The sequence below is a fragment of the Alicyclobacillus sendaiensis NBRC 100866 genome (assembly GCF_001552675.1).
Classification (GTDB): domain Bacteria; phylum Bacillota; class Bacilli; order Alicyclobacillales; family Alicyclobacillaceae; genus Alicyclobacillus; species Alicyclobacillus sendaiensis.
The window spans coordinates 1-15,589 of record NZ_BCRQ01000062.1; the positions used below are offsets into that span (position 1 = coordinate 1).

Annotated in this window: 15 protein-coding genes and 1 pseudogene; 8 read left to right on the forward strand and 8 right to left on the reverse strand. The window is 61.9% G+C overall.

Translation table 11 applies throughout. The features are described from left to right. The first annotated feature begins 150 nt into the window (after positions 1-150). On the forward strand, positions 151-1,290 hold the full coding sequence (locus AS26_RS11360; protein ID WP_245629741.1) for a hypothetical protein: 1,140 nt from the start codon (positions 151-153) through the stop codon (positions 1,288-1,290). Between the two features lie 210 nt (positions 1,291-1,500). Here AS26_RS11360 and AS26_RS11365 read toward each other — a convergent pair whose 3' ends face one another. The 5 genes from AS26_RS11365 to AS26_RS11385 form a co-directional block, all read right to left on the reverse strand. Beyond that, complete coding sequence (locus AS26_RS11365; protein ID WP_062309606.1) at positions 1,501-2,673, reverse strand: MFS transporter; 1,173 nt, start codon at positions 2,671-2,673, stop codon at positions 1,501-1,503. Positions 2,674-3,035: 362 nt separating this feature from the next. Beyond that, the gene (locus tag AS26_RS11370) at positions 3,036-4,241 is read right to left on the reverse strand and encodes a sugar ABC transporter permease (protein ID WP_062309608.1); all 1,206 of its coding nucleotides are present in this window, start codon (positions 4,239-4,241) and stop codon (positions 3,036-3,038) included. 1 nt (position 4,242) lies between these two features. Next, positions 4,243-5,025: an ATP-binding cassette domain-containing protein gene (locus AS26_RS11375; RefSeq protein WP_062309610.1), complete on the reverse strand. Its 783-nt coding sequence runs from the start codon at positions 5,023-5,025 to the stop codon at positions 4,243-4,245. 76 nt (positions 5,026-5,101) lie between these two features. Further along, the gene (locus AS26_RS11380) at positions 5,102-6,214 is read right to left on the reverse strand and encodes a sugar ABC transporter substrate-binding protein (protein WP_062309612.1); all 1,113 of its coding nucleotides are present in this window, start codon (positions 6,212-6,214) and stop codon (positions 5,102-5,104) included. 323 nt (positions 6,215-6,537) lie between these two features. Then, entirely contained in the window at positions 6,538-7,710 is a 1,173-nt protein-coding gene (locus AS26_RS11385) for a glycoside hydrolase family 18 protein (protein ID WP_062309615.1), read from the reverse strand. Positions 7,711-7,860: 150 nt separating this feature from the next. On the opposite strand from AS26_RS11385, the gene AS26_RS11390 reads away from it, so the two are divergent. Beyond that, positions 7,861-9,072, forward strand: a complete 1,212-nt coding sequence (locus AS26_RS11390; protein ID WP_062309617.1) for an MFS transporter — start codon at positions 7,861-7,863, stop codon at positions 9,070-9,072. A 49-nt stretch (positions 9,073-9,121) separates the two neighbouring features. On the opposite strand, the gene AS26_RS11395 is transcribed toward AS26_RS11390, so the two are convergent. Continuing rightward, positions 9,122-10,108, reverse strand: a complete 987-nt coding sequence (locus AS26_RS11395; protein WP_062309619.1) for an aldo/keto reductase — start codon at positions 10,106-10,108, stop codon at positions 9,122-9,124. Positions 10,109-10,218: 110 nt separating this feature from the next. On the opposite strand from AS26_RS11395, the gene AS26_RS11400 reads away from it, so the two are divergent. Then, positions 10,219-10,821 (forward strand): polysaccharide deacetylase family protein, encoded by a 603-nt coding sequence (locus AS26_RS11400; RefSeq protein ID WP_083516079.1) that lies wholly within the window; start codon positions 10,219-10,221, stop codon positions 10,819-10,821. 90 nt (positions 10,822-10,911) lie between these two features. Here the strand turns inward: AS26_RS11400 and AS26_RS14730 are convergent, their stop codons facing one another. Both AS26_RS14730 and AS26_RS14735 read right to left on the reverse strand, forming a co-directional pair. Continuing rightward, positions 10,912-11,358 carry a universal stress protein gene (locus AS26_RS14730; protein WP_245629742.1) on the reverse strand — a complete coding sequence of 149 codons (447 nt, stop codon included), beginning with the start codon at positions 11,356-11,358 and terminating at the stop codon, positions 10,912-10,914. 61 nt (positions 11,359-11,419) lie between these two features. After that, positions 11,420-11,698 (reverse strand): annotated as a pseudogene (locus AS26_RS14735) (universal stress protein); the annotation flags it as partial. A 24-nt stretch (positions 11,699-11,722) separates the two neighbouring features. Between AS26_RS14735 and AS26_RS11410 the strand changes: the two are divergent. The 5 genes from AS26_RS11410 to AS26_RS11430 form a co-directional block, all read left to right on the forward strand. After that, positions 11,723-12,379, forward strand: a complete 657-nt coding sequence (locus AS26_RS11410; protein WP_169793495.1) for a GAF domain-containing protein — start codon at positions 11,723-11,725, stop codon at positions 12,377-12,379. After that, entirely contained in the window at positions 12,346-13,011 is a 666-nt protein-coding gene (locus AS26_RS14475) for a winged helix-turn-helix domain-containing protein (protein ID WP_373278193.1), read from the forward strand. The genes AS26_RS11410 and AS26_RS14475 overlap by 34 nt, the downstream gene beginning before the upstream one ends. 206 nt (positions 13,012-13,217) lie before the next feature. Beyond that, complete coding sequence (locus AS26_RS11420) at positions 13,218-14,333, forward strand: 5-methyltetrahydropteroyltriglutamate--homocysteine S-methyltransferase (protein ID WP_062309628.1); 1,116 nt, start codon at positions 13,218-13,220, stop codon at positions 14,331-14,333. Between the two features lie 28 nt (positions 14,334-14,361). Further along, complete coding sequence (locus AS26_RS11425) at positions 14,362-14,838, forward strand: GtrA family protein (protein ID WP_062309629.1); 477 nt, start codon at positions 14,362-14,364, stop codon at positions 14,836-14,838. Between the two features lie 359 nt (positions 14,839-15,197). Further along, positions 15,198-15,589, forward strand: a 392-nt coding sequence (locus tag AS26_RS11430) for a hypothetical protein (RefSeq protein ID WP_157068492.1), incomplete at its 3' end; no start/stop codon positions are given.

Sequence of the window (15,589 nt, forward strand, 5' to 3'; positions counted from 1 at the left end):
CCACAGGTGTCTATCCTCATATGTCGCGGGAAAAGATGAGTTAGAAATCGTTCATGCGCATGGCCTCGAATCCCCTGGCTCCCAAGACAAGTACGCTTTACGATGGCGTTGAGCACGGCAACTGCGTGAACAACGAGGGGGGTGAATTTCATGGGAGATATGGACATGTCGAGCGCACCGCCCGTGCATACGGTCAATGCCTTCTATAAATTGCTTGCGATCGAAGGAGCCGTATTGATCGGTGTAGCGGCCATCATCTATCTCATCGCACGATTCTGGAAGGCTGAAGGCGAAGGGTTTCTGCGCGAATTTGGCATCGAGCCTCCAGGCAAGCGGAACACCGCATCGCCGTACCATGTCACGCAACCGCTGTCGAGGGCGCAAAGGTTGGCCGTCTGGTCGCTGGGATTGCTCTGGATCCTCGACGGTCTCCTGCAGGCGCAGCCGGAACTCGGCACGCATTTCTTCGACGCAGTCATTCAGCCCGTGATGTCCGGACAGCCCCGGTGGGTCAACGACATCTTTCTGTCCGTAACACAGCTCCTTTTTACCTCGCGTCCGCTTTGGTTCGACTCGCTAACGGTGTGGATTCAAATCCTTCTTGGCGTCGGCATCCTGGCGGGCCCGAATCGGTTCATCGGGCGGTTGGCGCTTCGAGTCTCCATCGCGTGGTCGCTCGTGGTGTGGGCGTTCGGCGAGGGTTTTGGCCAAATCTTCAGCGGCGGTTCATGGCTCATGGGAAGCCCCGGATCCGTACTCGTCTACGCGGCACTTGCGGTCGTGCTGCTCTCAAAGCCAGACGCGTGGGAGTCCGGACGGGTGAAGCACGGCATGCAGTGGTTCTTGACGGTTTGGTTCCTCGTGAGTGCCGTCCTGCAGGCGCTCCCGAGTGCAGACTACTGGTCAGGAAATGGGCTCGCCGACATGGAGATGGATATGGCTCAGATGCCTCAGCCCCACTTCCTGGCGGCCCCGCTCTACGCCTTGGCCCACGCGCTGTCGCACGGGCCGATGTGGTGGAACGCGCTCTCTGTGGCCGTTCCGTTCGCGCTCGCCGTCGCCTGGTTCGCAGCCCCCGAGTCTCGCGCCGTCCAGGTGGCCACCGGTGCTGTGTTACTCCTCGTATGGTGGCTTGGCCAAGACTTCGGCGTCGTGGGCGGGGCAGGAACAGATCCCAACACGGCGCTGCCGCTCTTCTTGTTCACACTGGTGCACAACCGCCTGCCGCGCGACGGATCGTCCCCGTGGACGCGGCTGTGGCGATCCGCCCCACGCGCGGCAGCTCACTGATTGACGTCGGGGGACCGCATAGAGCAAGACGAGCACGTCGTGGATATCCGGTGTCCAGAAAACATGGGTACAGGGCTGCTCCGCGTTTCGCGTGCGGGCAGCCCTTATTTCGCCACGTAAGTTCATGCGGTTCACACGCTAGGATGCACGTCCTTCGAGGATGACACCACGCGAAGCTTTCCCATGGGTTCCCCTTCACATGCGACAGGGCTAAACGTTTTTATACGTGGGACTTGTCACGAGTTGAACCTTGAGCTTGGTGAATAGCAAGAGGGTACTCACCACGAGCAAAAGCCCTGACCCTACGAAGAGCCATGGCACCGAGACGAGCTTTGCACAAATTGCTAGGCACGCACTTCCAACGGCCTGCGTGCCAACCTCCACGGTAGAAAATACAGCACCGACTCTTCCGATGATCTCCATAGGGAACGAGGCCAATACATAGGACGGAGCCACGATGTTTTGCCCAGCTTGCAGCACGCCAACTGCTAACATACAAGCGGCAATGACCCACACGCTATGAAAAAGCCCTATCGCAAGCGATGCAATTCCTAGCAGAAAAAAGTCCATGATAAATATCCACGTCGCACCGAACCGCCGAGCTACATTTCGAATTGCCTTCGCTCCCATCATAGCGGCCCCCATCGAACCGATCATCTCGATGGAAATCGAAAGGCTATACCACCAGCTTGACGCGTGGAGACTGCGTTCTATCCTCCAGGCCAGGTATCCGCTGATGGCTGCCATCGAAGGTCCTGAGAGCAAAAGGACGCAGAGAAAACGTACCGACAATCCATCCGCCCTGATCAGTTTCCACCCTTCCACCAGATCTGAGATGTAAGAGCTTTTTGCATGTTGTTCATTCACCATGGAAGGTTTTCTGAAAGGAATGGGAAGAAAGAGATATAAAATGCCGGCGATGACAAATGACAAGCCATCGATGAGCGCAATCTCTCGAATGCTGAACCAGATCAACGAACTCGCGGCAAAGAAGCGCGCCGCCAACCGGATGCCCGACTGTACGCTATGTAACGAACCGATGAACTGAGCCCGTGCTTCCACTGAGAGATATCTGCTCGTCAAAACGTTAACCGAATTGGCGCGAATGACATCCAGAACTTCCAGTCCTCCGATGAGCACCAGAGAAATGCACAGCCCTACACTGGTGCGGTCAGCAACAACGAACGCGACGCCCACGCAAATGAGCGCCTGCGCCCAAACGGCGCTCACAATTAGCCATTTGCCACCCACTCGATCAGCGAGGACCCCGAAGAACATGCTCAAAATCCCCGGAAGGCTTACAATCATCCCTAAAAGAGAAAAGGAGGAATGAAGAGGAACATCCAGATGGCAAGTACGTCCTGCTATCGCCGTCGACTTCATCGCCTCTCATTCCTCAGTTGGGTTCATGCAGATGATTTATTCCTATAATAGCGACTATATACTGGTCCTCAACACCGAAACTGCTCTTTATGCCCATTCGAACGCCGATGACTACACCCGCCATCGCCACGATCGTAGATGTCGAAAAAGAGCCTGAAAGCTCCCTAGCGCCCGGTCTAAAACGTCAGCGACACTTCCTTCAGCTGCGCACACGTGTGCTTGCCGAACGGTACCGTGCGCACCTCAGTCGCCGACTCCCTGCAGGTGAAATCAACACAAGCATGGCAGCCCTTCACACAGATCCCGTGCAAAGGGCTGCCATTCGTTTCGGTATAAGCGTTCCTTGACCTCGCCGACCTACTTCATCTCCCTAACTGCTTCCGCCGCATGCGGGTAAACGTGTCGAACGTTACGGCGAGCAACAGAATGGCGCCTTCCACCAGGTACTTCGTGCTCGTCGGCGCGTCCAGCAGCGCCATCCCATTCTCGATGCTCCCAATGACGAGCGCCCCGAGCAGCGCGTTCCACACACTCCCATATCCGCCAAACAAGCTCGTGCCGCCAATGACGGCCGCCGCAATCGAGTCCATGAGCAGATCGCTACCGCCAGACGCAGTGGAAGCCGCGCCCAATCGGGATGCGCCGACAATACCGCCGATGGCCGCCATCGTCCCGGCGAGCGTGAACACCATGATGCGCACGCCCTTCACGTTGATGCCGGCTCGCCGTGCCGCTTCCGCATTGCCGCCGACGGCGTAGATATGACGCCCAAACGCTGTGCTCTGACAAACCCACGCAAGCAGCACCACAAACACAATCAACACAAGGCCCGCGATGGGCACGCCCTGGTAGGCGTTCAGCAGCACCGTTGCGCCAACCATCACGGCGGCACTCAGCACAAGCTTCGTCCAGGTCGACGCCGCAGGCTTCGGCGGAAGGCCGAGTTTCTGTCGCTTGGCGCGATCGCGCAAGGTCACCCACACCATGACAGCCACCGAGATCGCCACCAACACCCAGCTCAGCCAGTCAGGCAGGTAATTCCCCGCGATGGCGTTGATGGTGTTGCTCATGATGGGCACCGTGCCCTCTTGCCCGATGAGGACAAACAGCAGCCCGAGAAACCCGAGCGATCCCGCAAGCGTCACGATGAACGAAGGCACGCGGAGCACGGTCACCCAAAATCCCTGGAACAGGCCGAGCACCGTTCCGCTCAAGGCGCCGGCGAGGATCGCAAGGTACGGGTTCACATGGTTGCCTGCCAAAACGGCAAGGACCGCTCCACCAATGGCGCTCACGGCCGCAATGGACAAGTCGATCTCGCCGAGCAGGAGGATGAGCGTCTCACCGACGCCCAGCAGGCCGTATTGTGCCATTTGAAGGACGAGGTTCGAGAGGTTGCGGCTCGTGAGAAAACTGTTGTTCAGGACCTCGAACACAATCCAAATCAGAATCAGGGACAAAAAGACCGGAAGCTGCTGAAACTCTCCGCCGATGATCCGATCGAACACCGACGCGCTCCGCGCCGCGGGCGTCTGCGTCTGCTTCGCCTGACCGATGTTGACCGTCATGTTAGGACGTGACCTCCTCTTGCGCCGACGCGCCCGTGATGGCTGCGACGACCTGCTCCGGTGTGACGCGATCGCGCTCGAACGTCGCCACGGTGCGCCCCAAACGAAGCACGACGATGCGATGGGCGATCTTGAACACGTCACTCATGTTGTGCGAGATGACAAGCACCGCGCGGCCGCTCGCCGCAAGCCTCTGGATGAGATCGAGCACGGCCCGCTGCTGCACGACGCCAAGCGCGGCGGTGGGCTCGTCGAGCATCACAAGCTTCGAACCCCACAACACGGACCGCGCAACGGCGACCGTCTGGCGTTGACCGCCCGAGAGGGATGCGACCTGGGTATTCAATGGGGGCAGGCGAATGCCGAGCTCGTTGAGCACGGGAATCGCACGGCGTTCCATTTCGTTGCGGTCAATCACGCGCACGAGCCCTGGGATCACGTTGCGCCGCAGTTCCCGCCCGAGAAACAGGTTCGAGACGATGTCGAGGTTGTCACAGAGGGCGAGATCCTGATAAACCGTCTGAATGCCGTACTTCTCCGCGACAGCTGGGCTCGTGAGGCGGACCGGCTCGCCTTCGAACAAAATTTCCCCTTCATCCGGCTGCTCGACGCCTGCAATCATCTTGATGGTGGTCGACTTTCCGGCGCCGTTGTCTCCGACGAGCGCCACAATCTCGCCCGCGTGGACCGAGAACGAAACGCCATCGATCGCCTGCACGGCGCCGAATCGCTTGCGAAGGTTGCGCACCTCGAGGACCGGCTGGCTCTTCACATCCGTTGTCACAATCCGCGCCTCCTCTCGTCGTATCAGAAGCGCCGGAGAACACGTCGCGTGCACTCCGGCGCCGGTCCTCACACTGTCACTGCTGCTCTGCCGGGTTCTTGATGCGAGCCCAGGTCGTGAAGCCGTCCTTGATCACCGTGCTCGCGATGTTCGCCTTCGTCACCACAATGGGCTTCAGAAGCACGGAAGGCACATTTCCCACGCCGTTATTGACCTTGCCGTTGACGAGCGATGCAGGCGGCTTCTTCCCGACGATCAGGTCGTATGCCAGCTGAGCGGCCGCATCCGCCTCTTCGTAGATGGGCTTATACACGGTCATCGACTGTGTGCCATCGTAGTAAATGCGGTGCAAGCCCGCGTCCGTCGCGTCCTGCCCGGTCACCGGAATGCCCTTGATGTGCTGCTGCTCGAGCGCCTGGATGGCGGCTCCAGCCAAGTTGTCGTTCGCAGCCAACACGGCGTTCACGTGGTTATGCAACGTCGTAAGCGCCTGCTGCATCTCGGTCAGCGCCTGCTGCGAATCCCAGTTCGGCGTGTACTGCTCGTATCCGAGCTTCAACTTGCCGGACTTGAAGAGGGGATCCAGCACTTCGTGAGCGCCCTGAGCGAATTGTTTGGCGTTGGGATCCGTCGCAGCGCCGTCCAACATCACCACGGTGCCGCCCTTTTTGGTGTGCTGAGCGATGTACTCGCCCTGCAGTCGTCCAACCTCGACGTTGTTAAACGAGACGTAGTAGTCCACCTTCGCGTTTTGAATCAGGCGATCATAAGAAATGAGCGGAATGTGATTCTTTGCAGCTTCTTCCGCAATGGTGGTGGCCGCAAAGCCGTTCACCGGTGCCACGACGAGGAGCTTCGCGCCCTGCGTGATGGCGCTTTCCACCTGCTGAAGCTGCGTGCTCTCAGATCCCTGCGCGTTGGCATAGAGGACCTGGACGTTCGGATCCAGCTTCTTCATCGCCGCGATGAAGTCGGGCCGATCATCGTACTCCCAGCGCGGCGACGTGTTCGTCTCCGGCATCAGAAACGCGATTTTGACGGCTGGGTGCGGATTGACCGCGGACGCCGTGCCCGTCGAGGCCGAACCCTGCCCATTGGCCGACGAGGTGCCGCACCCGGCGAGGATGCCCGTCGTCACCGCCGCAGCCGCCATCCACGTTGCGCCTTTCTTCCATGTCTTCTCGTCCATTCCTGAATACCCCCTTGTTGAAGTTGAATGGCAACCGGCGCGCTTCACTCTGCAAACGCTTACGCATGTCGTAGTGAAAGCGTCATCGCGAACGCTGACCTCTGCCTCCCGCAGACGCTCTCGCCACAACCTGATTTATGCATACCAGACCGAAACCTAGTTTGTCAAGACGAACAACTAAGTAGACCTAAGTGAGCCGAACTCGCCGTTACTCGCCCTCGTCCCGACCAAGGGCGCCCCGCCGAGCTGCCGAGCGATCGCGTCCGGCGCGGGCCTCATGTCACCCATCGCGCCCCGCCAAACTCGGCAGGGCGCGCCATCTCTCACAGCGCGGGCGCGTGGTCCCGTGTCCACTTCTTCGTGTTGAACTGGTTGTGCACAAGGATGGGGACTTGCGGGAAATTCGTAGGATAGGACCAGAAGCTCATGCCGCGCAAGTTGTACTCCACAACTAAGTCCTGCTTCGCCTGAAAGCTGCGCGGGTCCTCGAACCACACGATGTGGTGCCGGCCTTGCGCGTCGGAATACGTGAAGTACGGCGCTTCCGCGCGAAGGTCGTATTGAATCGGCACGTGCTCCTGATACGCGAGGTTCACCGCCTGAACGGGCGTCAGCGTGGTAGCGCGCGTGCCCGGGCGATACGGCAGTGTCCAGTCGTGTCCGTACACGGAGACGCCCATCAGGATTTTCTCGCGCGGGATGGCCGTGACCGCGTAGTTGAGCACCTTTCGAATCTGATCGACGGGCGACACCGGCATCGGCGGGCCGCCTATCCAGCCCCACTCGTAGGTCATGAGGACGACGAAGTCGCACATCTCTCCGTGCCAGCGATAGTCGTGCGCCTCGTACAAGAGCCCGGGCTGGTCCGCGTAGAGCTTCGGCGCGAGCGCGCTGGACAGGAGGAACCCCTCCTTGTGAATCTGCTCCGCGCAGCGTTCGACGAACGCATTGTACAGGTCGCGATCCTGCGCGTAGACGTATTCAAAGTCGAGATTCAGCGCCCGATAGCCCCGGTCGTGCATGACGCGAAGCACATGGGATAGGATTTTCTCTTGCACGGAGGGAGACTCGAAAATCGCATGGGCCACGTCCGAGTTGAACATGTCCCCGTGCCAATTGGTCAACACGAGCATGGGCATCACATTCTGGTTCAGCGCCGCATCCACCAAAGCGGTGTCGTCCCCTCGCGCCCGGATGGATCCGTCGGTTTCCGCCTGGTAAGAAACCGGCGATACATACGTCAACACAGGGGCAAGCACGTCCAGCTGATGCAGCGCTGGATCTGTGAACTGGACGAAGTAGGCGTTGACCTCGATGGTACGGCGATCCGCCCCCGTCACGACACCCTCGCGCGTAGGAATGACGAGCGCCTGCCCGACCACCAGTTGCTCCGGATTTCGAATGCCGTTTGCGGCCGCGAGATCGGCGGCCGAGACGTGGTACATCTTGCCCAGTTCCCACAGCGTGTCTCCGGGCTCGACGACGTGAATGAGCATCTGCGTTCACTCCCCAAGGTGGCGATCTCGACATCAGCCTATGCCCAGTGCCGGCGCGTGGGCTGGGCCCGCGCCCATCCGCCGGGCATTTGGAGACACAAGGCGCTCCGTCTATGATGGAAGTCGGCAACGAACAGGGAGGTGTGGCGCATGGCAACGGTTCAAGAAAACCGTCCTTCTCCTGCGCAGCCGCTGTCTCGGCGGCTCGTTCTCATGATGGCCGTCGCAGCCGGCGTCGGCGTGGCGAACCTGTACTATCTTCAGCCCCTTCTGCACGACATCCAGGTGGACTTTCGCGCGGCGGCCTGGCAGGTGGGCCTCGCGGCCACCCTCACGCAAATCGGCTATGCGCTGGGGCTCTTCCTCTTCGTGCCACTCGGGGACAGCCTGGAACGGCGAAGTCTGATGGTGCGGATGTGCCTGGCGACCGCGGGATCGCTCCTCGTCTTGGCGGGGTCGCCCGACGTCTGGTGGCTGATGGGCGCCTGTCTGCTGGTGGGCGCGGCGACTATCGTTCCCCAGCTCGTGGTCCCCTTTGCGGCTCACCTCGCGCCGCCGGAGGCACGCGGGCGCACCGTGGGAACGGTGATGAGCGGCCTGCTCATCGGCGTCCTGCTAGCGCGGACGCTCGCGGGTCTGGTCGGCCAGGTGCTCGGATGGCGGACCGTGTACGTCCTGGCGGCAGCCGGGATGATCGGCCTCGCGGCGGTGCTGCGCGCGAGTCTGCCGACGTCACCGCCCGAGTCGCGCACATCGTACGGGAAACTGCTTCTGTCGCTCCTCCACCTCGTGCGCGCCTATCCAGATCTGCGCGATGCCTCGCTGCTCGGCGCCATGTCGTTTGGGGCGTTCAGCGCGTTTTGGACCGTGCTCTCGCTGTATCTCGCCGGCCCGCCGTTTCATCTTGGCCCTGGCGTCACGGGACTGTTTGGCCTCGCGGGGGTGGCGGGAGCGCTGGCGGCGCCGTACGCGGGGCATCTCGCTTCGCGGCTCCCCGCCATCTGGACGGCGCGCCTCGCCTCGTGCCTGACCCTCGCGTCCTTTGGGTTGTTTTGGCTTTTTCGACACAGCCTCGCAGGCCTCGCGGTCGGCGTCGTCCTCATGGACCTGGGCGTTCAGGCGACCCAGGTGTCGAACCAGGCCCGCATCTACAGTCTCTCGGATGAGGCACGAAGCCGCGTGAACTCCGTCTACATGGTGACCTATTTCCTCGGCGGCGCGCTGGGGTCGTTCGTGGGGGCGAGTGCGTGGGATCGATTTCATTTTGGGGGCGTCTGCGTCGCAGCCTGCGTCCTCCTCGCCATCGGCATCTTCGGCGTCGCCCTGGTGGCGCCATCCCGGCTGCGGGGCTGGCGCACGTGACCGAGCGGATCGCATCCGCTCGGCCCACGTCGCTTTGGCGATCTCGCCCTCAAAGCCCGATGGATCTCATGCTGGCCTCTGGGTACCGTTCCCCTGCTGCGACGCCCTTCGGGGCGATGACGTCGATCTCGCGCAGTTCCTCCGCGGTGAGCCGCACGTCGAGCGCGCCGAGGTTCTCCTCGAGGTACTTCACGCGCTTCGTCCCCGGAATGGGCACGATGTCCTCCCCCTGCGCCATCACCCACGCGAGCGCGAGCTGCGCGGGCGTGCAGCCCTTTTCGCGCGCGAGCCGCTCGATCTTCTCGACGAGATCGAGATTCCGCTTGAAGTTTTCGCCCTGAAAGCGCGGTGAATGGCGGCGGTAGTCGTCCTCCGGCAGATCCTCAAACCGGCGAATGGCGCCGGTCAGGAAGCCGCGGCCGAGCGGACTGTACGCCACAAAGCCGATGCCGAGCTCCCGCACGGTCGGCAGGATCTCGTCCTCCACATCCCGGCTCCACAGCGAGTACTCCGTCTGGAGCGCGGTGATGGGGTGCACCTTGTGCGCGCGGCGGATGGTCTGCGCCCCCGCCTCGGACAGGCCCAGATACCGCACCTTCCCCGCCTGCACGAGCTCCGCCATCGCCCCCACCGTCTCTTCGATGGGCACGTCGGGATCGACCCGGTGTTGGTAGTACAAATCGATGGAATCGACGCCCAGCCGCTTGAGGCTCGCGTCGCAGGCCTGTTTCACGTATTCGGGCCTGCCGTTCACCCCGAGGAAGGTCCCGTTCGGCGCGCGGACGTTGCCGAACTTCGTGGCGATCACGACGGCATCTCGGTGCGGCTTGAGCACGCGCCCGACGAGCTTCTCGTTCTCGCCGACGCCGTACATGTCGGCCGTGTCGAAAAAGGTGATGCCGAGTTCGAGCGCGCGCTCCAGGGTCCGAATGGCCTCCGCCTCATCGCGCCCGCTGTAGAAGTCCGACATCCCCATGCAACCGAGGCCCAGCGCGGACACCCTGAGCCCCTGCGCTCCCAGCGATCTCGTCTGCACGTTCCATTCCACCTTTCAGATTGCGCGGTTCGCCATCCACCGGCGCCTGCGGAGCTAGTATAATCCTTTCAGGAAAGTTCGAAAAACGCCACGTGAAGGAGGCCCCCGCCGTGCTGCGTCAAGCACCCGAACCGGCATCGCCCCCGCGTCACCTCGCCATTACCTTCGACGACGGACCTGACGGAGAGATGACGCCCAAGATCCTGTCCACGCTTCGCGATTACGGGGTCCCCGCGACCTTTTTCTGCATCGGCGAGCAGGTTGAGCGGTTTCCCGAGGTCCTCCGAGCCATCCATGGCGCCGGCCACGAGATCGGCAACCACACCATGACCCATCCCCACCTCACGAAGCTCACAGACGCCGAGATCGAGCGGGAATTGCGCGAATGCCAGGCCGCCATCGAGAAGGTGGTGCAGGTGCCCATCCGCTACTTTCGCCCGCCATACGGCGACATCGACGATCGCGTCCGGCGCATCGCGGCCTCGCTTGGCGAGAAGGTGGTTCTCTGGGATGTGGACTCGCTCGATTGGTCGGGGATTCCGGGGCCGGCGGTCGCGGCCAACGTGCTGCCCAAGCTGAAGCCGGGGGCCATCCTCCTGATGCATGCCGGCCCCTTTGCGAAAGGAACGCCCGAGGCGCTGCCCTACGTGCTCGAGGTGGCCGTGGCGATGGGCTACGACTTCGTGCCGCTCGCCCGACTTGAGCACAAGTGATGCCCCGCACCTCGAGTGCCACGCGAGGCCCAGGGGTTTCACCCCGACCGCCGATGACCCGATACCGGTGCTCGAGATGGCGTCATGGTTTCACGCGGAGGGCTGCGACCACCGGCCGGCGTACGCGACGATGTGGAGATCCGCAAATTCCGCGCGGTTGAGCACGTAGGCGATGGGCCGGTGGGCGAAACGCGCGCCGAGTCCCCGGTTCAAGGGCTGGCCCATGACAATCTGGGACACCGATTCGCTCTCCGCCGTTTCAACGATGACCTGGCCGACCGACTTGTGCAGGGCCGGGCGGAGCAAAAACTCCGCCCCGAACTGCTCGGCGAGATCGCGCACGGCCGCAAAATCGCGCGCACTCTGGTTCGACAACGGAAACTCGGTCTGCACGACGAGCACGTACAGCTTCGCCTGCAGGCGGTCCGCGATGCGCCATCCGCGGCGAATGAGCGCTTCGGAGTGCGGGCGATAGTTCACACACACCAAGATCCGCTCCGGATCCGCAGGAGGAGGCGGCGCCAACCGGCCGTCCACGACGTCCCACCTCGCGGAGCGCAATCTCGCGCAGCGCGGCCAGATGCGCGGGCTGAAAGAAGTGGCTGAGCGCCTGCTCCACCTTTTCCGGAGGATAGATCTTGCCTTCTACGAGCCGCTCCACCAGCATTTCCGGGCTCACGTCGATGAGCTTCACCTCGCTCGCGAGCTTGATGAACCAGTCCGGCACGCGCTCCCGGATGGTGGCCCCGGTGATGTGCTCGACGCGATCCTTCAAGCTCTCGAGGTGCTGCACGTTCACCGCGGACACCACGTCAATGCCGTGTTCCAGGAGATACAGGATATCCTGGTACCGCTCAGGAGAGACAGCTTGCGGCATGCGCGCCGCGCGGAGAGGATGCGTGTGCGATTCACTCCGAATCAGCGGGCGCGCATCGCGCAGACGCTGTTTCGCATGAGCCGAGCCCTCACGGCCGCGCGAGACGAAGCTCGGGTGGTGGAAACCGCACTGGAGCAGATCCGCGAGCTGTTGCACACGCACGCGTACATCGCCCTCAAGCGCCCCACGGGCTATGATCTGCGGGCGCTCCCAGGAGACGAGGCGGACCCGGTGATCGATAAGCTGGTCCTCGAGTGGGTGCTTCGCCACGGCGATCTCGCCAGCTTCGGCTCGAAGTCCCACGGTCAGGCCGCGTTCCTCTACGTCCCTATCCGCGCGCAGGACGAGGTCTACGGCGCGTTCATCGTCGGGGAGCCTGGGCAATTTCGGCTCGCCACCCGCGGCGAGATCGTCGACATCCTGCGCGCCATGGCAAACCTCGTGGCCATCGCGCTGAGCCGCATCGCGTCCGAGGAGCGGGCTCGGATCGCCGACATCGCGGCGGAATCGGAGCGCATCCGAACGGCGATTTTGAACTCCATCTCGCACGAACTGCGCACGCCCATCACCACATCACTATGCTCGGGGCGGCCGAGGCCCTGCTCGATCCCGGCGCAACGCTCGATCCGGCGGATCGGCGCGAACTCGTGCGGACGCTTCGCAACAGCGCCCTGCGCATGAACCGGCTCGTCGCGAACCTCATCGGCATGGCGCGCATCGAGGGCGGCATGCTCGTCCTCAACAAACGGCCCACCGATCTCGCCGTGATCGACTGGGGTCTTCCGGATATGGAGGGCATCGACGTGTTGCGCCGATTGCGTGAGTGGTCGCACATGCCCGTCATCATGCTGACGGTGCGCGATGCCGAGGCCGACAAGATTGCCGCGCTCGACGCCGGCGCGGATGATTACGTGGTGAAGCCGTTCGGCATGGGCGAGCTGCTCGCCCGGATCCGCGTGGCCCTGCGCCACGCCGCGCGCGTTCCGGACGAACCCGTCATCGAAGCGGCGGGCCTCGCCATTCACCTGGCGGAGCGGCGCGTCGAGCTGAACGGCGAGACGGTGAAGCTCACGCCGATTGAATACGACCTGTTGAAGGCGCTCGCCCAGCACGCGGGCAAGGTGGTGACGCAGCGCCAGCTCCTGCGCGAGGTCTGGGGCGACGTCGATCCCGACAACGCCGCGCACTACCTGCGCGTCTACATCGGCCACCTGCGCAAGAAACTGGAGGACGATCCTTCCCGCCCCTGGCGCATCGTCACGGAGCCGGGCGTGGGCTACCGCCTCGCGGTGGAACCGCCGGAAGGCGCGTGAAAAAGGCTGCCAAACCCCGGCGGCCGAACGCTCTCGATTGGCCTCTTCCTCGACAACCGCATCGCCTCAGTCGTCGACGTCAATTTCCTTGTGCTCGCGCACGATGTGGTTGTAGTCGTAGCCGTGCTCACAGTGCTGGCAGTGCACGTTTGTGGTACGATGACCTCGTCCGACACACCAAATCTTGAACGACGAGGATGATGGCCATGTCTCACGCAAATCTCGGTCCGAAGCCGCCATTCCGCGCAGATCAGGTCGGGAGCCTGCTTCGCCCCGAACCTGTGAAGGAGGCGCGCCGGCGCTTTTTTGCGGGCGAGATCGACCGCGACGAACTGACCGCCGTGGAAAACGAAGCGATCCGCCGCATTGTCGCAAAGCAGAAGGAGATTGGCCTCGCGGCCGTCACCGATGGCGAGCTGCGCCGCTCGTGGTGGCACTTCGACTTTCTCGAGCACCTGGACGGCGTCGAGGGTTACGAGCCGGAGCAGGGTGGCATTCAGTTCCACAACGTGACCACTCGCCCCCGCGCCATCCGCGTGGTGGGCAAGCTCGGTTTCTCGAAGGATCACCCGATGCTCGCGCATTTCCGCTTCCTGCGCGAGATTGCCGGAGAACACGTGCCGAAGATGACCATCCCGAGCCCAAGCATGCTGCACTTCCGCGGCGAGGTGGCGGATGGAGCGTATCCGGATGAGGACGAACTGTTTCACGATCTCGCCCTCACCTACCAGGCCGCCATCCGCGCGTTCTACGAGGCGGGCTGCCGCTATCTGCAGCTCGACGACACCGCATGGGCGTATCTCTGCTCAGACGAGCAGAAGCAGCAGATGATGGTCAAGGGGCGCGATCCGAAGCGGCTCGAGCAAAAGTACGCGGAGACCATCAACCAGGCGCTCGAAGCGAAGCCCGAAGATATGACCATCACCATGCACATCTGCCGCGGAAACTTCCGCTCCACCTGGATTTCGTCGGGAGGATACGAGCCCGTCGCGGAAACACTCTTTCAGAAGCTTAACATCGACGGTTTCTTCCTCGAATACGATACGGAACGAGCGGGCGGATTCGAGCCGCTCCGGTTCGTCAACCGCAAGTCGCTCTCCATCGTGCTCGGCCTTATCACGAGCAAGCACGGGGCGCTCGAGGACAAGGACGAAGTCAAGCGGCGGATTGAGGAGGCCACGCGCTACGTCCCGCTCGAGCAGCTGTGCCTGAGCCCGCAGTGCGGCTTCGCGTCGACGGAAGAGGGCAACCTGCTGACGGAAGACGAGCAATGGGCGAAGCTGCGGCACGTCGTCGAGATTGCGCACGAAGTCTGGGGATGACAGAGAAGGACGACAAAAGAGGGGTCAAATGGTGCACGCGGTGCGCATCGTCTACCGCTATGTGCGGCGCTACTTCAAGTTTCTGCTCGTCGGCGTGATGAACGCGGCCGTCGATCTCGGCGCGTTGAACGCGCTCTTGCTGGCCTTTCCGACGAGATCCCCTGTCGTGCTAATGGCGTACAACACCATTGGCGTGCTGGCGGCCATCTGCAACAGCTACTTGTGGAATCGGTTCTGGACGTTCGGCGATATCGCGACGGGATCGCGCCGAGAGAAAATGAAATTTGCGCTGCAGTCGCTTATCAACCTGGTGTTGAACGACGCGATTCTGGTGGGCGCGAACGACTACCTGGTCTCGCATCGCGGGCTCCCCTATATGCTGGGGAGCAACGTCGCCAAGGGCGGCGCGATGTTCGTTTCGTCGTCCGTGTCGTACGTGTTCATGCGCATGTTCGTCTTCAGGCGGCGCAACGCCGCCCTCCATTTGGAGACGCGCCACCAGTAGGAACTCTGAACTAGTGAGCCCAGCGCATCGGATTGGAAATCAACAATTACCTTCCCACAATTTCGTTTTCCATGCTATGATCAACTTGTCACCCATGCGCGCGCAGTCCTCAAATCAGGGTGGTGTCCACGGGGACTGCGCGCGCATTGGGTTCTTGAAATTCCCCTGCACCGATTCACTTCAGATGAGCTTCCGCGAGAACGAGCCGCGGTCGACGGTTTTCCTTGTGTGACGCCCTCTCGAACCTCTCGGACCTCTGATATCAACTCAATTTTGATTTTTTGGGATTGACAGACGAATTACACCTGGCTATAATCTTCTCATATTTTATCTCTTTTTCCTCTATAAGGGGTGATTTCGTGAAGGCGTCTCGTTGGGTGGCGCTCGCGACAGGTGCAACTGTGCTTCTGGGAGGCACCTTCCTCGCGGTGTGGGGAGTGCCTCGCGTCTACTCCAAACCAAAGCCCTTCCCCGTGCCATCTTCGGGGAACGTGGTCCAACAGTGGTGGCAAGAACAGCATTCGTCCGCCTCTACACTTGACAAGGTGCTCTACACGTCCGAGTTGTACGTTGAGATGCCACTTGTCAATCAGTATACGCGGCAGCTCACGTTGCCCGACTTTTTGATGGTACAAGGCACGCCGTCCCAGAAATATGCGGACGGGAGGACGAGATTATTCTACTTATCATGGAAATTATGGGGTAACGCCTGGATTCACGATTTTCACTACCAGCCCACCATCTTGCGCGG